The 17,076-nt window shown below is 59.4% G+C and carries 18 protein-coding genes; 12 read left to right on the top strand and 6 right to left on the bottom strand.

Translation table 11 applies throughout. The features are described 5' to 3' along the window. Nucleotides 1–177: 177 nt before the first annotated feature. The gene (ettA, locus tag Q672_RS17940; protein ID WP_022983780.1) at nt 178–1,845 is read right to left on the bottom strand and encodes an energy-dependent translational throttle protein EttA; all 1,668 of its coding nucleotides are present in this window, start codon (nt 1,843–1,845) and stop codon (nt 178–180) included. A 252-nt stretch (nt 1,846–2,097) separates the two neighbouring features. Here ettA and glyA point away from each other — a divergent pair, with 252 nt between their 5' ends. The 3 genes from glyA (at nt 2,098) to nrdR (ending at nt 4,306) form a co-directional block, all read left to right on the top strand. Beyond that, entirely contained in the window at nt 2,098–3,354 is a 1,257-nt protein-coding gene (gene glyA / locus Q672_RS17935) for a serine hydroxymethyltransferase (protein ID WP_022983779.1), read from the top strand. A 62-nt stretch (nt 3,355–3,416) separates the two neighbouring features. Then, nucleotides 3,417–3,773, top strand: a complete 357-nt coding sequence (locus tag Q672_RS17930) for a four helix bundle protein (RefSeq protein ID WP_022983778.1) — start codon at nt 3,417–3,419, stop codon at nt 3,771–3,773. Nucleotides 3,774–3,823: 50 nt separating this feature from the next. Continuing rightward, entirely contained in the window at nt 3,824–4,306 is a 483-nt protein-coding gene (gene nrdR, locus Q672_RS17925) for a transcriptional regulator NrdR (RefSeq protein WP_022983777.1), read from the top strand. Nucleotides 4,307–4,418: 112 nt separating this feature from the next. Here nrdR and Q672_RS17920 read toward each other — a convergent pair whose 3' ends face one another. Together Q672_RS17920 and Q672_RS17915 are read right to left on the bottom strand one after the other, a co-directional pair. Continuing rightward, entirely contained in the window at nt 4,419–5,366 is a 948-nt protein-coding gene (locus Q672_RS17920) for a sodium-dependent bicarbonate transport family permease (RefSeq protein ID WP_022983776.1), read from the bottom strand. Next, nucleotides 5,356–5,562: a hypothetical protein gene (locus Q672_RS17915; RefSeq protein ID WP_022983775.1), complete on the bottom strand. Its 207-nt coding sequence runs from the start codon at nt 5,560–5,562 to the stop codon at nt 5,356–5,358. The genes Q672_RS17920 and Q672_RS17915 overlap by 11 nt, the downstream gene beginning before the upstream one ends. Nucleotides 5,563–5,656: 94 nt before the next feature. On the opposite strand from Q672_RS17915, the gene Q672_RS17910 reads away from it, so the two are divergent. From Q672_RS17910 to Q672_RS17870, 9 genes are all read left to right on the top strand, one after another. Beyond that, the gene (locus Q672_RS17910; protein WP_022983774.1) at nt 5,657–6,625 is read left to right on the top strand and encodes a LysR family transcriptional regulator; all 969 of its coding nucleotides are present in this window, start codon (nt 5,657–5,659) and stop codon (nt 6,623–6,625) included. Between the two features lie 9 nt (nt 6,626–6,634). Next, complete coding sequence (gene ribD / locus Q672_RS17905; protein ID WP_022983773.1) at nt 6,635–7,750, top strand: bifunctional diaminohydroxyphosphoribosylaminopyrimidine deaminase/5-amino-6-(5-phosphoribosylamino)uracil reductase RibD; 1,116 nt, start codon at nt 6,635–6,637, stop codon at nt 7,748–7,750. A gap of 171 nt (nt 7,751–7,921) precedes the next feature. Continuing rightward, on the top strand, nt 7,922–8,587 hold the full coding sequence (locus Q672_RS17900; protein ID WP_022983772.1) for a riboflavin synthase: 666 nt from the start codon (nt 7,922–7,924) through the stop codon (nt 8,585–8,587). Nucleotides 8,588–8,755: 168 nt separating this feature from the next. Further along, nucleotides 8,756–9,865, top strand: coding sequence for a bifunctional 3,4-dihydroxy-2-butanone-4-phosphate synthase/GTP cyclohydrolase II (gene ribBA / locus Q672_RS17895; protein ID WP_022983771.1), 1,110 nt, complete (start codon nt 8,756–8,758; stop codon nt 9,863–9,865). A gap of 66 nt (nt 9,866–9,931) precedes the next feature. Further along, a complete protein-coding gene (gene ribH / locus Q672_RS17890; protein ID WP_022983770.1) occupies nt 9,932–10,402 on the top strand; it encodes a 6,7-dimethyl-8-ribityllumazine synthase in 471 nt (156 codons plus the stop codon). A gap of 72 nt (nt 10,403–10,474) precedes the next feature. Continuing rightward, nucleotides 10,475–10,927: a transcription antitermination factor NusB gene (gene nusB / locus Q672_RS17885; protein ID WP_022983769.1), complete on the top strand. Its 453-nt coding sequence runs from the start codon at nt 10,475–10,477 to the stop codon at nt 10,925–10,927. Between the two features lie 8 nt (nt 10,928–10,935). Continuing rightward, nucleotides 10,936–11,877, top strand: a complete 942-nt coding sequence (gene thiL / locus Q672_RS17880) for a thiamine-phosphate kinase (RefSeq protein ID WP_022983768.1) — start codon at nt 10,936–10,938, stop codon at nt 11,875–11,877. A gap of 66 nt (nt 11,878–11,943) precedes the next feature. Beyond that, nucleotides 11,944–12,429 (top strand): phosphatidylglycerophosphatase A family protein, encoded by a 486-nt coding sequence (locus Q672_RS17875; RefSeq protein WP_022983767.1) that lies wholly within the window; start codon nt 11,944–11,946, stop codon nt 12,427–12,429. Between the two features lie 181 nt (nt 12,430–12,610). Further along, nucleotides 12,611–13,843, top strand: a complete 1,233-nt coding sequence (locus Q672_RS17870; RefSeq protein WP_022983766.1) for a GGDEF domain-containing protein — start codon at nt 12,611–12,613, stop codon at nt 13,841–13,843. Between the two features lie 4 nt (nt 13,844–13,847). Here Q672_RS17870 and dxs read toward each other — a convergent pair whose 3' ends face one another. The 3 genes from dxs to Q672_RS17855 all read right to left on the bottom strand — a co-directional run bounded on the left by dxs (nt 13,848) and on the right by Q672_RS17855 (nt 16,971). Next, nucleotides 13,848–15,776: a 1-deoxy-D-xylulose-5-phosphate synthase gene (gene dxs / locus Q672_RS17865; protein WP_022983765.1), complete on the bottom strand. Its 1,929-nt coding sequence runs from the start codon at nt 15,774–15,776 to the stop codon at nt 13,848–13,850. A gap of 66 nt (nt 15,777–15,842) precedes the next feature. Next, the gene (locus Q672_RS17860; RefSeq protein WP_022983764.1) at nt 15,843–16,739 is read right to left on the bottom strand and encodes a polyprenyl synthetase family protein; all 897 of its coding nucleotides are present in this window, start codon (nt 16,737–16,739) and stop codon (nt 15,843–15,845) included. After that, nucleotides 16,729–16,971: an exodeoxyribonuclease VII small subunit gene (locus Q672_RS17855; protein ID WP_022983763.1), complete on the bottom strand. Its 243-nt coding sequence runs from the start codon at nt 16,969–16,971 to the stop codon at nt 16,729–16,731. Before Q672_RS17855 ends, Q672_RS17860 begins: the two co-directional genes overlap by 11 nt. Nucleotides 16,972–17,076 lie beyond the last annotated feature (105 nt).

Genomic DNA, 17,076 nt, shown 5'->3' with positions numbered 1-17,076 from the left:
GCTTCTTGCCTGCCGCTGAAAAGCCACTTGCAGGCTCAGCGCAGCCAGAAAGATGCAGCTATTGTGTTTTGTTGCGACGAACATGGTCGTTCCCTTTCCTGGCGGCAGAGCGCAGCAGCTGCGCTCCGGCTCCCCGGGGGCTTCCCGGCTGCCCCATAGAAAGGGCGAACCCGCTTGCTAGACATCAATTCGCTTGTACTTCATGCGCTTGGGCTGCAAGGCTTCATCGCCCAGCTGCTTGCGCTTGAACTCTTCGTACTCGGTGTAGGAGCCTTCAAACCACTCCACTTTAGCATCCCCTTCAAAGGAAAGGATGTGGGTGGCGACACGGTCCAGGAACCAGCGATCGTGAGAAATGACAATGGCACAGCCGGGGAATGCCAGCAGGGCTTCTTCCAGAGCCCGCAGGGTTTCCACGTCCAGATCGTTGGTGGGCTCATCGAGGAGCAGCACATTGGCGCCCTGCTTGAGCAGTTTGGCCAGGTGCAGACGGTTGCGCTCACCACCGGACAGGTCGCCGACCCGCTTCTGCTGGTCGCCGCCCTTGAAGTTGAAGCGGCCCAGGTAGGCACGGCTGGGGACTTCGTAGTTGCCGATGCGCAGGATATCGTTGCCGTCGGACACTTCTTCCCACACGGTCTTCTTGCCTTCCAGGTCTTCGCGGCTCTGATCCACGTAGGCCATCTGCACAGTTTCACCGGTGGTGATTTCGCCCTTGTCCGGGGTTTCCTGGCCCGCCAGCATGCGGAACAGGGTGGTCTTACCGGCCCCGTTGGGGCCGATGATGCCGACGATGGCGCCGCGTGGCACCTTGAAGCTCAGGTCTTCGTAGAGCAGCTTGTGGTCGAATTCCTTGGCCACCCCGTTCAGCTCAAAGACCTGCTCACCGAGACGCTCGCCGGGCGGGATATACAGTTCCTGGGTCTCGTTGCGCTTCTGGAATTCCTGACTGGCCAGTTCCTCGAACGCCGCCACACGGGCCTTGTTCTTGGCGCGCCGGCCTTTCGGGTTCTGGCGCACCCACTCCAGTTCCTTTTCCACGGTCTTTCGGTGGGCGGATTCAGACTTGGCTTCCTGCTCCAGACGCTGTTCTTTCTGCTCCAGCCAGGAGGAATAGTTCCCCTTCCAGGGAATCCCTTCGCCGCGGTCCAGTTCCAGAATCCACTCACAGGAGTTATCGAGGAAGTAACGGTCGTGGGTTACTGCCACCACGGTGCCGGGGAATTCGTGCAGGAAACGCTCCAGCCAGGCTACGGATTCGGCATCCAGATGGTTGGTCGGTTCGTCCAGCAGCAGCATGTCCGGGGCGCTCATGATCAGGCGGCACAGAGCCACGCGGCGGCGTTCCCCCCCGGACAGGTTCTTGACGCTGGCGTCCCACGGCGGCAGACGCAGGGCGTCGGCGGCGATCTCCAGTTTGCGCTCCAGGTTATGGGCGTCACTGGTTTCAATGATGGCTTCGAGCCGGGCCTGCTCGGCGGCCAGCTTGTCAAAATCCGCGTCTTCCTCGGCATAGGCGGCATACACCTCTTCCAGGCGTTGCTGTGCCTCCAGGATCTCGGACAGGGCCTCTTCCACGATTTCACGGACGTTTTTGTTCGGGTCCAGTTCCGGCTCCTGGGGCAGGTAACCGATGTTGGTGCCCGGCTGCGGCCGTGCTTCACCCAGGAAATCCTTGTCCACCCCGGCCATGATCTTGAGCAGGGTGGATTTACCCGACCCGTTCAGGCCCAGTACGCCGATCTTGGCGCCGGGGAAGAACGACAGGGAAATGTCTTTGAGGATGTGCTTCTTCGGCGGGACAACCTTGCCCACCTTGTCCATGGTGAAGATGTACTGGCTCATAAACTCCGACCGCAATGTCGTTAAGTGTGCGGGGATGGGCGCAGCAGCCGCGAACCCCGGCGGAATGGCGCCTAAGCTAACGGAAAGCGCCCTCAAGTGAAAGGCCGCAGGGTCCATTGCGCGGCGGTTTTGGCCGCGCGTTGAGCATGAGACGACCGGCCAGTTCCCATGAGGCGTCTTCATGTGTCTTTATGGCCGGTTTTGGTTAGAATACGCGCCCCTGAATCCACCAATGACTGCGTAGGGTAGCCCATGTTCCCGAAATCCATGTCCATCGCCGAGTTTGATCCTGAAATCCAGGCCGCCATCAAGGCCGAGGAAGTCCGTCAGGAAGAGCACATCGAGCTGATTGCCTCTGAAAACTATGCCTCCCCGCGGGTCATGGAAGCCCAGGGCTCCGTACTGACCAACAAGTACGCCGAAGGCTACCCGGGCAAGCGCTACTACGGTGGTTGCGAGAATGTGGATGTGGTTGAGCAGCTGGCGATCGACCGTGCCTGTGAACTGTTCGGGGCCGATTGGGCCAACGTGCAGCCGCACTCCGGTTCTCAGGCCAATGCCGCGGTCTACATGGCCGTCCTGCAGGCGGGGGATACCGTGCTGGGCATGAGCCTGGACGCGGGTGGTCACCTGACCCACGGTGCCAAGCCGAACTTCTCCGGCAAGACCTATAACGCCATCCAGTATGGCCTGGACAACGAGACCGGCCTGATCGACTACGCGCAGGTAGAAAGCCTGGCTCGTGAGCACAAGCCGAAGATGATCGTGGCCGGTTTCTCTGCCTACTCGCAAGTGGTGGACTGGCAGCGTTTCCGTGACATTGCCGACGAAGTGGGCGCGATCCTGCTGGTGGACATGGCCCACGTGGCCGGTCTGGTCGCTGCGGGTGTGTACCCGAGCCCGGTGGGCATTGCCGATATCACCACCACCACCACTCACAAGACCCTGGGCGGTCCCCGTGGTGGCCTGATCATGGGCAAGGCCAACGAAGAGATTCAGAAGAAGATCAACTCTGCGGTTTTCCCGGGTGGTCAGGGTGGCCCGCTGGAGCACGTGATTGCCGCCAAGGCGATCTGTTTCAAGGAAGCCATGCAGTCTGACTTCAAGGGCTACCAGGAGCAGGTCGTCAAGAACGCCCAGGCCATGGCCGGCGTGTTCATCGAGCGGGGTTTTGACGTGGTCTCCAACGGCACCGAGAACCACCTGTTCCTGCTCAGCCTGATCAAGCAGGACATCACCGGTAAAGATGCCGACGCGGCCCTGGGTCGTGCCAACATCACCGTGAACAAGAACGCCGTGCCCAACGACCCGCGTTCCCCGTTCGTCACCTCCGGTCTGCGGATCGGCTCCCCGTCCATCACCCGTCGCGGCTTCAACGAAGCTGACGCCAAAGAGCTGGCCGGCTGGATCTGCGACATCCTCGACAATATGGGCGATGAGTCTGTGATTGACGCTGTTAAGGGTAAGGTGAAGGAAATTTGTGCGCGTTTGCCGGTTTACGAGCGCTGAGATTAGTGAACAGTTAACAGTGAAAAGTTAACAGCTAAAAGCAGAAAAAACGGGGGTCATGGATGACGGACCGGTTTGTGGCGCGGGAGAAATCCCGCGCTTTTGCGTTGCGGGTAGTAAAAAGTTTCCAGTATCTGCAAACGGTAAAGAAGGAATATGTGCTCAGTAAGCAGTTGCTGCGCAGCGGAACGGCCATTGGCGCTCTGGTGAGAGAGGCGGAGTATGCCGAGAGCCGGGATGATTTTATTCATAAGATGCACATTGCCTTGAAAGAGGCCAACGAAACGGATTACTGGATTGATCTGTTGTCGGACTCGGGTTACTTCAATGAGCTTGCAGGTGATTCTTTGCAGGCAGATTGTCGCGAGCTGTTGCGGTTGCTGATAGCCATTATCAAAACGACAAAAAGTCGAAGATAATGGGTGTTTCGCTATTAACTGTTCACTGTTAACTATTCACTGAGGTTTGTATGTATTGCCCATTCTGCTCAGCCCAGGACACCAAGGTGATTGATTCCCGTCTGGTTGCCGATGGTGGGCAGGTGCGTCGGCGGCGGGAGTGTTTGAGCTGTAATGAGCGTTTTACCACGTTCGAGACCGCTGAGTTGGTGATGCCCCGGTTGGTGAAGTCCGACGGCACTCGCCAGCCGTTTGATGAGGCCAAGCTGCGCGCAGGGATGCTGCGGGCGCTGGAGAAGCGGCCGGTGAGCATGGAAGATCTGGAAGCGGCGATCAGCCGGGTCTGCCACCGCCTGCGAGCCACGGGCGAGCGGGAGCTGCCGGCCAGGGAGCTGGGTGAATTCGTGATGGAAGAGCTGCAACAGCTGGACGATGTGGCCTATGTCCGTTTTGCCTCTGTTTACCGCAGCTTTCAGGATATTTCCGAGTTCTCAGCTGAGGTGGATCGTCTGCGCAGCAAGGGCGGCAGTCGTGACGAGGATCAGGCAAAATAGGGTTTCAGCCCATTCTGACAGGGCCGCATGGCTGCAACGGTGCCCCTGACGCCGTTTCTGTTGCCTGCATCAGTGATTTCCGGCCAGGTATTTTGCCTTGCCATGGGGTGGGTCACCCGCTGATTCCACTTCCTTGCAGCCACTGTGCAAGCAATAAATACAAAGGGATACCGGCCAGAACATTAAACGGGAAAGTGATGCCGAGTGATGCTGCCATGGAGAGGGTTGCATTGGCCTGCGGCAGGGCCACGCGCATTGCTGCAGGGACGGCAATGTAAGATGCGCTGGCGCCCAGCACGGCCAGCAGGGTAATTCCCCCAACGGAGAGTCCCAGTCCGTGTGCGAGTAATCCGCCAAGGGTGCCGGCCAGCAGTGGCATAAACACCCCGAAGGCTGCCAGAAAAGGGCCGTCCTGTTTGAGCGCGCCAAGCTGTTCGGTCGTGATCAGTCCCATTTTCAGCAGGAACAGGGCCAGCACACCCTGAAACAACTCCATGAAAAACGGCGACACTTTCGTGAGTGTGTCCCCCGAAAAAGCGCCGATCAGCAGACCTCCCACCATTACAACAATGCCAGGGCTGAGCAGTGTCTCGTGTGCCAGCTCGCGGTTGGCAATGCCTGCAGACAGCCCTTTGGCCAGCAGCAGGCCGACGATAATGGCGGGAATCTCCAGTAGCACTACAAACAAGGGGAAATAGGCTTCATAGCTGACGCCGCTGGCATCGAGAACGGCGACGGCGACGGCGTAGGTGGCGACGCTGACACTGCCGTAATGGGCTGCAATAGCCGCAGCGTTGGTCCGGTCGAGCCCGCCAATGTGTCGCAGCAGCGGGAACGCCAGCAACGGCAGGACGGCCCCAAAACTGATCACCAGAAGCGATTGCACGATGATTCGTGCGTCGGCGTGTTCAGCCAGAGCGGCACCGCCTTTTAATCCAATGGCCAGCAGCAGGAACAGCGTGAGGCTTTGGTAGAGGCTGGTGGGGAAAGGGATCCTGACTTTCAATACTCCGGCGATCAGTCCTGCCACGAAGAACAGCACTACGGCATCAAGCTGCATGGTTGTCAGTCTCCGTGAGGGGGAGAGCGCTCACCGAGGGTTGGCGACCGGTCAGCCAGGCGAGAGGCAGCAATACGATCCCGATGACGGCCAACGGTAAGCCGTCATGGTGATTGAGGACCAGTACGGCGGCAAGGAAGAGGTTGAGCAGGGCGACCAGGCTGATAAAAAGGCGTTGGCGGGTGAGCTGTGACATGGGGCCTCCAATAGTAAGCGGGGCCATTATCAATAGATTGAATGTTAGATAAAAATAGATACTATCTAGCTTTTATATAGATAAGGATCTATGAATGAGCCGGCTTCATGCCCGTGTGGGAACGCTGAGACAGTTGGAAATTCTGCTGGCGGTTCACGAGGCGGGCAGCGTGACAGGCGCCGCGTCTGCCTTGCATCTTACCCAGCCGACCGTGTCGGCCCAGCTGCACAAGCTTGCCGATGCCATGGGGGTTGCCTTGTATGAGCAGCACGGCCGCAAGTTGCGTTTTACGGATGCCGGGCTGGCTGCTGTGGCCTCCGCGAGGCGGGTGATGGAGGAGTTCGCGCTGCTGGATATGACCTTGGCGGACCTGCGTGGCCTTAAAGCGGGGACGCTGCGGTTGTCAGTGGTTACCACAGCCAAATATTTTGTCCCCCATCTACTGGGCCCTTTTTGTCAACGTTATCCCGGTGTCGACGTCTCTTTTCACGTGGGCAATCGAGGGCAGATTATTGATCGACTGGAAGAGGGGCTGGACGATTTTTATGTGTTCAGCCATGTCCCCGGGGGATTGTCCCTGGATTCGGCTGCATTTCTGGATAATCCGTTGGTGGCTATTGCGGCTGAGAATCATCCGTTAGCACAGGCGGAGTCCCTGCATTTTCAGGATGTCGCCTCGGTCCCTTTTCTGATGCGCGAGTCCGGCTCCGGTACTCGCCACGCCATTGAGCAATACCTGATTCAGCATGGGTATTCATTGAATGTGAAGATGACCGTAGAGAGCAATGAAGCCATCCGGCACTCGGTGATGGCCGGGTTGGGGATTTCCATCCTGTCAGCGCATACCCTCAATCTGGGGGGGTGGGTTGGGCTTGCTCCCTTGCCTGTTCAGGGGCTCCCCATCATGACCCAGTGGCATCTTGTGCGCCCTGCAGGTAAGCGCCTGTCTGTGATAGCTCAGGCTTTCCAGCACTTTATGGAAAAAGAGGGTAGAGAGGTGCTGGCGAACTTTGTTGATGATAGCGATCGCTTTGTTGCGACATCCCGCCCTGTGATCCAGTAGAATACTCCCATGTTCACCGACTTTGACCGTCAGATGATGGCGCGGGCTTTGCAGTTGGCTCGCCGCGCTCTTTATACCACCGACCCTAACCCCCGGGTCGGGTGTGTATTGGTGCGTGATGGGGTGGTTGTCGGTGAGGGATGTCATTACCGTGCCGGTGAGCCTCATGCCGAGCGGCATGCGCTGGCCGCGGCGGGTGAACAGGCTCGCGGTGCCACGGCCTACGTGACGCTGGAGCCATGCTCCCACACCGGTCGAACGGGCCCCTGTGCCGATGCGCTGGTCGAGGCCGGTGTGGCACGGGTGGTGGCGGCCATGGAAGATCCCAATCCCCGGGTGGCGGGTCAGGGGCTGCAGCGGTTGGCCGATGCCGGCATCGAGACGGCGTCCGGGTTGCTGGAGGCCGAGGCACAAGCGCTCAATCCCGGTTTTATCTCGCGCATGACCCGTCAGCGCCCCTTCAATCGTATCAAGATTGCCGCCAGCGTAGATGGCCGTACGGCCATGGCCAGTGGCGAGTCGCAGTGGATCACCGGGCCGGCAGCCCGGGAAGACGTGCAGCGATTGCGGGCGCGCAGCTCTGCGGTCATTACTGGGGTGGGCACGGTGCTGGCGGACCGTCCCTCCTACACGGTGAGAGCGGAGCAATGGGCTTGCGCCGATTATGGCAGTGACTGGGTGCGCCAGCCCCTGCGCGTGATTCTGGACCGGACCCTGAAAACGCCGCCGGATGTGCCGGTGGTCAGTGCCCCGGGGCATTGCCTGGTGATTGCCGGTGAACAGCATCGAGGGCGCCAGAATGCGCTGGAGTCGGCAGGGGCGGAAGTGATGCATCTGCCCGCATCCGGCTCGGGAATTGATCTGCAACAGCTGCTTAGGGAATTGCACCGGCGCGAATGCAATGAAGTGCTGGTAGAATGTGGCGCCACGCTGGCAGGCGCGTTCGTGCGCGAAGGCCTGTTTGATGAACTGATTGTCTATATGGCACCCGCCTTGCTGGGCTCGTCGGCCCGCCCGTTGTTGGGCTTGCCGCAGCTGGCCAGCATGAGCGAAAAGGTGGCGCTGAGATGGCAGGATGTGCGGATGGTAGGGAATGACCTGCGTCTGACGCTGGTTCCGGCCTGACAAACCCTGCTGTAGGAGCGTCGCTGGCGGCGCGATCAAGCAGTATCGAGTTGCGAGCTACGAGTTTCGAAAGGCAAAACCAAAAGATGGCACGGTCTGAAGGTTTTCGCTTCTCACCCTAATTATCGCGCCGCGAGCGACGCTCCTACGGAGAGAGGAAGAGGTTTTTGCATGTTTACCGGCATTATTGAAGCCATGGGCAAGGTGGCATCCATGACCCCCAAGGGGGGCGATGTGACCCTGCTGATTCAAAGCGACGAGCTGGATTTCAGCGATGTACAGCTGGGCGATTCCATTGCCGTGAATGGGGTCTGCCTGACGGCGACCGCCTTGCCCGGTGGGGCCTTCGCGGCGGATGTGTCTGGTGAAACCCTGTCACTGACATCCCTGAAGCAGATCAGCGTGGGCAGCAAGGTCAATCTGGAAAAGGCGCTCACACCCACCACCCGTCTGGGTGGTCACCTGGTCAGCGGGCATGTGGATGGGCTCGGCAAGATCGTCGAAATGAAACAGGATGCACGCTCCGTACGCATCGATATTGAGGCCCCGGCCGAGCTGGCCAAGTACATCGCTCACAAGGGCTCCATTACGGTGGATGGCATCAGTCTCACGGTGAACAGTGTTGCCGGGGCGGTTTTTTCCCTGAATATCATCCCGCACACCCAGGATGTGACCACCATCGGCCAGTGGAAGGTGGGGACGCCAGTGAACCTGGAAGTTGATATAATCGCCCGCTACCTGGAGCGCCTGTTGCTGGGAGAGAAGGCCGCCGAGCCCACATCCCAAGGAATTTCCATGGCGTTTTTGGCGGAAAACGGGTTTTTAAAAGGCAGTTGAAAGTTAAAAGTTGAAAGTTAAACCGCGGTTAAGAGCAGTGCGAGGCTGAAAGGTGAGCACTGCAATTACCGGTAAGACGCGGGCATTGCATGGCTCAACAGGCGTGTGCCTGATCTTCGCTTTTCAACTTTGAACTTTAAACTTTCAACTCCAACAGCGAGTGAAGTTATGCAGCTCAACACGATTGAAGAACTGATCGAAGATATCCGTCAGGGAAAGATGGTTATTCTGATGGATGACGAGGACCGGGAAAACGAAGGCGACCTGGTGATGGCGGCGGAGCATGTGGATGCCCAGGCCATCAATTTCATGGCCAAGTACGGCCGTGGCCTGATCTGTATGCCCATGTCCCGTGAGCGCTGTGAGCTGCTGGAGCTGCCGCTGATGGTGCAAAGCAATGGCAGTGGTTTTGGCACTAAATTCACCGTCTCTATCGAGGCTCGTGAAGGGGTGACCACCGGGATTTCTGCGGCAGACCGGGCTCGCACGGTGCAGGCTGCGGTAGCGCGTAATGCTCGCGCCTACGATATTGTCCAGCCCGGGCACATTTTTCCGCTGATGTCAGAGCCGGGCGGTGTATTGCGCCGCGCGGGTCACACCGAGGCGTCCTGCGATCTGGCCCAGCTGGCCGGCTGTGAACCTGCCGGGGTGATCTGTGAAGTCATGAATGAAGATGGCTCCATGGCCCGTCGGGAAGATCTGGAAGTGTTCGCCAAGGAGCACAATCTCAAGATCGGCACCATTGCCGACCTGATCCAGTATCGCGCCCTGAATGAGAAAACCATTGAACAGGTGTCCGATAATGAACTGGATACCTGGTATGGCGATTTCCGTTTGGTGGCGTTCCGCGACACCGTTGACGGCCTCACTCATGTGGCGTTGGTCAAAGGCGAGATCAGTGAAGAGCAGGTGGTCACCGTGCGCGTGCATCAGGTGGATCCGCTGCGCGACCTGATGAGCGCCAAGATGAATGGCCGTACCGGCTGGAACATGCACCGAGTACTGGAAGAAGTTTCCGGCTCGGATGCCGGGGTGGTGATTATTCTGGGGCAGGATTACGACTCCCAGGACATGGTCGACCGCCTTGATACGTTCTTCGGCGGCGGCACCCGCAAGCCCAAGGGCGAGTCCCGTGCTTATCGCAACATCGGTACCGGTTCCCAGATTCTCAAGGCCCTGGGTGTGCGCAAGATGCGCCTGCTGAGCTCTCCCATGCGCTTTAATGCCCTCAGCGGTTTCGACCTGGAAATTACCGAGTACGTGGAAGCAGACAGTTAAACTGGCGTCGGCACGTCGCCCTGGTGGCCGGCGTGTTTGCGCAAAGTGTGTTAGCGAGGATTACACATGCAAAACATCAAGACTCTCGAAGGTACCCTGAATAACGTCGGTGGCCGTTACGGCATCGTTGTCGCCCGCTTCAACAGCTTTGTGGTCGAAGCCCTGCTGGATGGCGCGATCGATGCGCTGGTGCGTCATGGTGTCAGCCGTGATGACATCGAAGTGATCCGCGTACCCGGTGCCTGGGAGCTGCCAGTGGCCGTGAAGAAAGTGATCGAGAAGCGTGACTACGACGCGGTCATTACCCTGGGCGCGGTCATCCGTGGGGGCACTGCCCACTTCGAATACGTGGCGGGCGAAGCCGCCAAGGGGCTGGCCGGTGTGCAGAATGCCACGGGCGTGCCGGTGATCTTCGGTGTACTGACGGTGGATACCATTGAGCAGGCCATCGAGCGTTCCGGTACCAAGGCGGGCAACAAGGGCGCAGAAGCGGCCATGTGCGCGCTGGAAATGGTTTCTCTGTTCAAATCCCTGTAAGCCGGGCTTGGCCTTCTCGCGGGAAGCACCGCGTAAGGCCTCCCAGGCGTTAGACGCACCATAGAGAGTGTTATGAGCGAAGCAACACCCGCCGCCCGTCGCAAGGCACGACGTTTTACCCTGCAGGCGCTGTACCAGTGGCAGCTGGCCGGGGCCAGTGTGACGGATATTGAAGCCCAGTTTCTGGCGAACAACGATTTCGCCAAGGCGGATCGTGGCTACTTTCATGACCTGTTGCACGGAGTGCCCGGGCAGGTGAAGGAGCTGGACGAGTTGCTTACCCCTTTCCTGGACCGACGGGTGGAAGAGCTCTCCCAGGTGGAGAAGGCGATTCTGCGTATCGGCGCTTTCGAACTGAAAGAGCGCCAGGACGTTCCCTACCGGGTGGTCATCAACGAAGGGATCGAGCTTGCCAAGGTATTTGGTGCGGAAGAGTCCTTCAAATATGTCAACGGTGTGCTCGACAAGCTGGCGCGCAAGTTGCGCTATGCGGAAACCGCTGAGCGCCACACCCGCGACGAATAAGCGTTGTCGTGAGTTCCCCGCCCACCTTTGTAGCGCTGGATGAGTTTGCTCTCATCCGGCGCTATTTTCATCATGCCCAGGGGGACTCGGTGGTCGCGGGTCCCGGTGATGATGCGGCCATTGTGACTCCGCCTGTCGGGCACGAACTGGTGCTGACCCAGGACACCAGCCTGGCAGGGCGGCATTTTCCGTTGGATATGGCTGCCGCCGACGTGGGGTATCGTTGTCTGGCAGTGAACCTGTCGGATCTGGCGGCCATGGGCGCGCAGCCATTATGGTTCCTGCTGTCGTTAACGCTGCCGGAGGTGGATGAGGCCTGGCTTGAAGGTTTTGCTGCCGGCCTGTTCGAATTGGCGGATGCCACGGGGATTTCGCTGGTGGGCGGCGATGTGACCCGTGGCCCCTTGTCGGTATCCATTCAGGCAACAGGTGCCGTGCCAGTCGGGCAGGCGCTGCGTCGCAGTGGTGCGCGGGTCGGTGATGCCATCTGCGTGGGGGGTGTCACGGGCGCCGGGCTGCTGGGGCTGCAACAGTGGCAGCAAGGGCAGCGCGAGGGTGCAGCGGTGGCGCATTTCCGGCGACCGGTTCCCCAGCTGGCGTTGGGGCAGGCGCTGCGGGGTAGTGCAACAGCCTGTATTGATATCTCCGATGGCACCGTCGCGGATCTGGGGCATATCCTCACGGCCTCCGGTGGGCTGGGTGCCTTGCTGGACGAAGCGTGGTTGCCATTGGGCTCGCCATTGCTGGTTGACTGCGATGCGCAGACCCAGCGCCAGTTGCAGCTTCAGGGCGGGGATGATTATGTATTGCTGTTCACTATCGATCCGCGCACGACGCTGCCAGAAGGGTGTCATCGTATTGGTACGGTGGAGTCGCAGCCCGGCGTTCGTCTGAATAATTTGCTGGGCCAGCCTGTCCCGCTGACGCTGGGGGGGTGGCAACATTTCTGAGTGTCGTTGCCTCATGACAAGAATAGACAACACGAAGCCAATGGCCCCGGGCCACCGAGGAATGGAATGGAACTGAAACGCCCCAAGATGAGTAACCCGGTGCACTTTCTGGCCTTTGGTTTTGGCTCAGGCTTGGCACCGGTGGCGCCGGGCACCTTCGGGACAGTGGCAGCGATGCCTATCTGGTGGTTGTGCGCCCAGTTGCCGTTGTGGGGGTACCTGGCAGTGACGGCGCTGGTGATCGCTGTTGGCCCTTACCTGTGCGGCAAGACCTCCCATGACATGAATGTGCATGATCACCCGGGCATTGTCTGGGATGAAATTGCGGGCTTGCTCGTGACCATGATTGCAGTACCGGTTACCCCCTGGGGGGCGCTGGCCGGTTTTCTGGCGTTCCGTTTCTTCGATATTATCAAACCCTGGCCTATTGGCTGGCTGGATCGGCGCGTTGATGGCGGGCTGGGTATTATGGTGGATGATCTGCTCGCGGGGGTGTATGCCGCCGTCGTCATGCAGCTGCTGCTGTTCTATGTGCCAGCCTTCGCCGGCTAGCGACCGGTTTAAGGGTTGTCATTTTTTTGTCATGGATTTTGCGCCGTTTCAGGCCACAGCCTGATATCGTTTTGCTGGTACCGTTCACACTTTCCTGCTGGCCTGCGAGGCCATTCCTTTCTAGCCTGATATCATTAAGCAATTGCCTGTAGTTGCATACGGGCGGCGCAAAGGAATTGCCATGTCAGGCACAGATCCCCGATTTCGTCGGGTGGTAGTGCCGGGGGTTCGCTGGTTACGGTTTCCCCGGCGGCTGGAACGTGAGTACCGTGATTATCATTGTCGGGAGGCCGTAACGGCGTTCCGGGTCAATGCCTTTTATATTTTACTTCTCTATGTGCTGTTAATTACCGGGATTTATGCGTTGGCCCCGGAAGCAGTACGTGGTCGCTGGCTGGGTACCTACATCTGGGTAGGGGTCATTGTGCTGGTGGCCGGGTGCATGGCCCAGTTGCGGCCCCTTGATCGGTATTTCCCTCTTTATGCCGGGATCGGCAGTTTTCTGGCGGTCACCTTGTCCATGGCCATCCCCGGGTTTCTGTATGGCCCGGCAGAGACTCAGCTGGCTCACGTTTCGGTGATTTATGCGTTGGTGATTGTCTATGCCATGGTCGGGCTGCGATTCACCCATGCTGTAATGGCGTGTTGGGGCGGGGGCGTGCTGGGCTGGATGCTGGCAGAGGGCTTTGGCGCAGGAATCGATTGGCAGATTGCTCACCGGACTTACACCGGGATCAGTTTGCTTGGCATGTTCCTGTGCTACACCGCGGAGGTGAGAGATCGATTACTGTTTTTTAACCAGCGCCAGCTTTACCGGCAGCAACAACGCACACAGGCACTGGCCGATCGTCTGCACCGTTTGAGCCGGGAGGATAGTCTGACTTCGCTGGCTAACCGGCGCTTCTTTGATGAGGCTCTGGAGCGCGAATGGCGCCGCTGCAAGCGGGAGAAAAAACCGCTCGCTGTGATGCTGGTCGATGTGGATCATTTCAAGGACTACAACGATCACTATGGACATTTGAAAGGGGATGAGTGTCTGCAGGCTCTGGCCACCGAGCTGCGACGCTATGGACGCCGGGGCGGAGATCTTGTTGCCCGTTTCGGGGGAGAGGAGTTTGTGTTGCTCTACCCCGGTGTTGAGGAAGCGGAAGCCATGCAGTTGGCATCGCGTGTTTGCCGTGCCGTACGCATGCTGGGCATGCCGCACAAGCCCAACCCTCGCGTGGGGGAGGTGACTATCAGTGTGGGAGCGGCGGTGATGGTGCCCGGGGAGCGGAATTGCGCTGAGCAGTTACTGGAGGCGGCCGATCGCGCCCTGTATCAGGCGAAGACCGCGGGCCGTGATACCTGGAAACTGTATTCTCCGCCTCCTCCGGTCAGACTGGTTAGCGATACTGCGAAGCCGGACGATTAATGCGTTACGGTTTTGCGTCGGCTACCGACCGGGATTGCTGCGTGTGGCGCGCCCGAATCTGTTGCTCAATGCCTGCCGCATCCAGTCCGGCTTCGGCCAGCAGTACGTCGCGTTTGCCATGATGAATAAAGTGATCGGGAAGGCCCAGATTCATCACATCCACCACGATACCCTCGTCGTGAAGCAATTCATTTACGGCAGAGCCTGCCCCTCCCATGCGTTGGTGGTCCTCTACGGTGACCAGCAGGGAGTGGCTGGCTGCCGCCTTGATAATGGCGTCACGATCCAGCGGCTTGACCCAGCGCATATCGATGACGGTGGCATCAAGGGCTTCACCGGCTTCGTGAGCGGCTGGAGTCAGGGCGCCAAAGGCGAGAATCGCAACCCGGTTACCCTCCCTTAGTGAACGGGATTGGCCGACGGGCAGGGCTTCCATACTGTCTTCAATCGCAACGCCTGGTCCGTTGCCGCGGGGATAACGGACCGCCGCGGGGCCTTCATGCTGGTAGGCGGTGTACAGCAACTGGCGGCATTCATTTTCGTCAGAGGGCGCCGCTACAATCATGTTGGGGACGGTGCGCAAGTAGGCAAGATCAAAGACTCCGCCGTGAGTGGCGCCATCCTCGCCCACCAGTCCAGCGCGGTCCAGGCCGAAGGTGACATCCAGCTCCTGCAGGGCGATGTCGTGAATCAGCTGATCGTAGCCCCGTTGCAGGAAGGTGGAATAAATGGCCACCACCGGTTTCTGGTTTTCGCAGGCAAGTCCGCCGGCGACAGTGACGGCATGTTGCTCGCAAATCGCCACATCGTGAAAGCGGTCAGGAAAACGCTGGCTGAATTCAACCATCCCGGAGCCCTCGCACATGGCGGGGGTGATCCCCACCAGACGCGGGTCTTGTTCGGCCATGTCGCACAGCCACTGGCCAAAAATATCCTGATATTTGGGGCGCTTGGGTTTGGGGGGGGGCGGAACGGCAACTTGCACCTTGGGCTTGGGTTCGATCTTGTTGATGGCGTGGTACCCCACCGGGTCAGCTTCAGCCGGGGCAAAGCCCTTGCCCTTGGTGGTATAGACATGCAGCAGCTGCGGGCCTTCCAGGGTGCGCATGTTCCCCAGGGTACGCACCAGCTCGTCCAGGTTGTGACCGTCAATAGGGCCGATGTAATTGAAACCGATGGCCTCGAACAGCATGTCCGGGCTCACCATGTTTTTCATGCTCTCTTCGGTGCGGCGAATGAAATCCCAGGCCGCCGGCATGGTCGAGAGCACCTTCTTGCCCCCTTCGCGCAGGGCGATATAGCTCTTGCTGGCCCAGATACGGGCAAAGTAATTGGACAGCCCGCCCACGTTGTGGGAAATCGACATGTTGTTGTCGTTGAGGATCACCAGCAGATTGGAACGGGTATGGGCCGCATGGCTCATGGCCTCGAAGGCCTGCCCTGCGGTCATGGCACCATCGCCGATGATGGCGACGGCTCGCCGGTCACTGCCGGCCATTTCGGCTCCCAGTGCCATCCCCAGCGCCGCACTGATGGACGTGGAGGAGTGACCTACACCAAAGGTGTCGTAGTCGGACTCGCTGCGTTTGGGAAAGCCTGACAAACCATGCTGCTGACGGATAGCTGTGAGCCCTTCGCGGCGCCCAGTCAGAATCTTGTGGGGGTAGCACTGATGCCCCACATCCCAGACCAGTCTGTCGTCCGGTGTGTTGTACAGGTAGTGCAGCGCGACAGTCAGTTCAACCACCCCAAGGCCGGCGCCGAAGTGCCCACCTGACTGCCCGACTGAATACAGCAGATATTCACGCAATTCATCGACCACGCGCTCCAGCTGACTGGCAGGCAGGCGGCGTAGGTCCGTCGGGCTGGCCAGGGTGTCCAGCAACGGAGTGGCAGGGCGCGTCAGCGGTATCTGGGTAAAGGTTTTGGGCATAATTCCGGTTGCCAGGTCAGTGCATACTGCAAGTGTGACAAGTATACAGGGCCGGGAGGGTCGTCGTCAGTGATTGCGGGCGATGATGTACTGTGCCAGTTGTTGCAGCGGCAGGGCGTGAATGCCAAAGCCGTCCAGTGTGGCGATGGCGTCGGCACACAGTTGCGAGGCCCGCTGACGGCTGGCCTCCAGGCCAATCAGGGACGGGAAGGTGCTTTTGTCGAGCTTTTCGTCAGAGCCGGCGGGTTTGCCAAGCTGGTCCGTTGCCATGGTGATATCCAGAATGTCGTCCTGAATCTGGAAAGCAAGCCCAACCGCATCGCCAAAGCGGGTAAGACTGTCTAGCAGCTCGATATTGTCGATTTGGGCCGCGAAGTAACCCAGCTGGAGGCTGGCAGTAATCAGTCGTCCTGTCTTGAGGTAATGCATCTCCTCCAGTGCCGCCAGCGTCTGTTGTTGTCCCTGCGCCAACATGTCCTGCATCTGGCCGGCAGCCATACCATCAACCCCCGCGGCCTGACACAGGTGTCGGATCATGGCGATACGCGTATCGCTGCGGTAATCCCCACGGGTGGCCAGCAATTCAAAGGCTTTGGTATGCAGGGTGTCTCCAGCGAGGATGGCGGTGGCCTCGTCGTAGGCTTTGTGGCAGGTGGGTTGCCCCCGGCGCAGGTCATCGTCGTCCATGGCGGGCAGATCATCATGGACCAAAGAGTAGGCGTGAATCAGTTCGACTGCCGCGGCAGGAGTGTCGGCTTGTTCCGGGGTGCCGCCCGCCAGAGCGGTGGCGCCGTAGACTAGCAAGGGGCGAATGCGCTTGCCGCCGCCCAGCGCGGCGTAGCGCATGGCTTCACTCAGGCGTGACGCCGCGCTGATGGCAGGGAGAAACACATCCAGCGTTTGCTCAAGGCGAATCAGGCTGGTCTGGCGAAGCCCGTCCAGGGCGGTCAGTTCACTGCTCATCACTGCCGCCGCTAAACGGGGTAGGTTCGGCTTCGGTCGATTGTTCCAGCAGAATGCGAACTTTCTGTTCTGCCTGCTGCAAAGCCTGCTGGCACTCTCTGGACAGCCGCACCCCTTCTTCGAAGGCCTTGAGGGACTCTTCGAGGGTCAGATCACCGGACTCCATACGTTCCACCAGGGTTTCCAGGTTATCCAGGGCGGTTTCCAGTGCCGGGGGGGTGTTTTTGGCCATGCGTCTCTCCGGTGGACCGTAAGCGGGCATTTACGGCGGCAACAGTAATGCAGCCGGGCAGGTGAATCAATCGTCAGGGGCGGGCGGATTGCCGCGTGCGCCTGA

Origin of the sequence: Alcanivorax sp. P2S70 (assembly GCF_000475295.1) — a bacterium.
GTDB lineage: Bacteria > Pseudomonadota > Gammaproteobacteria > Pseudomonadales > Alcanivoracaceae > Alcanivorax > Alcanivorax profundi.
This window is presented reverse-complemented; position numbering and strand designations above follow the sequence as displayed.

Coding starts and splice junctions, on each gene's coding strand:
- nrdR (WP_022983777.1), top strand. CDS start 3,824: ATGTATTGCCCATTCTGCTCAGCCCAGGACACCAAGGTGATTGATTCC.
- ribD (WP_022983773.1), top strand. CDS start 6,635: ATGTTCACCGACTTTGACCGTCAGATGATGGCGCGGGCTTTGCAGTTG.
- Q672_RS17910 (WP_022983774.1), top strand. CDS start 5,657: ATGAGCCGGCTTCATGCCCGTGTGGGAACGCTGAGACAGTTGGAAATT.
- ribBA (WP_022983771.1), top strand. CDS start 8,756: ATGCAGCTCAACACGATTGAAGAACTGATCGAAGATATCCGTCAGGGA.
- Q672_RS17855 (WP_022983763.1), bottom strand. CDS start 16,971: ATGGCCAAAAACACCCCCCCGGCACTGGAAACCGCCCTGGATAACCTG.
- Q672_RS17930 (WP_022983778.1), top strand. CDS start 3,417: ATGACGGACCGGTTTGTGGCGCGGGAGAAATCCCGCGCTTTTGCGTTG.
- glyA (WP_022983779.1), top strand. CDS start 2,098: ATGTTCCCGAAATCCATGTCCATCGCCGAGTTTGATCCTGAAATCCAG.
- Q672_RS17920 (WP_022983776.1), bottom strand. CDS start 5,366: ATGCAGCTTGATGCCGTAGTGCTGTTCTTCGTGGCAGGACTGATCGCC.
- nusB (WP_022983769.1), top strand. CDS start 10,475: ATGAGCGAAGCAACACCCGCCGCCCGTCGCAAGGCACGACGTTTTACC.
- ettA (WP_022983780.1), bottom strand. CDS start 1,845: ATGAGCCAGTACATCTTCACCATGGACAAGGTGGGCAAGGTTGTCCCG.
- Q672_RS17900 (WP_022983772.1), top strand. CDS start 7,922: ATGTTTACCGGCATTATTGAAGCCATGGGCAAGGTGGCATCCATGACC.
- Q672_RS17875 (WP_022983767.1), top strand. CDS start 11,944: ATGGAACTGAAACGCCCCAAGATGAGTAACCCGGTGCACTTTCTGGCC.
- Q672_RS17870 (WP_022983766.1), top strand. CDS start 12,611: ATGTCAGGCACAGATCCCCGATTTCGTCGGGTGGTAGTGCCGGGGGTT.
- dxs (WP_022983765.1), bottom strand. CDS start 15,776: ATGCCCAAAACCTTTACCCAGATACCGCTGACGCGCCCTGCCACTCCG.
- Q672_RS17915 (WP_022983775.1), bottom strand. CDS start 5,562: ATGTCACAGCTCACCCGCCAACGCCTTTTTATCAGCCTGGTCGCCCTG.
- Q672_RS17860 (WP_022983764.1), bottom strand. CDS start 16,739: ATGAGCAGTGAACTGACCGCCCTGGACGGGCTTCGCCAGACCAGCCTG.
- ribH (WP_022983770.1), top strand. CDS start 9,932: ATGCAAAACATCAAGACTCTCGAAGGTACCCTGAATAACGTCGGTGGC.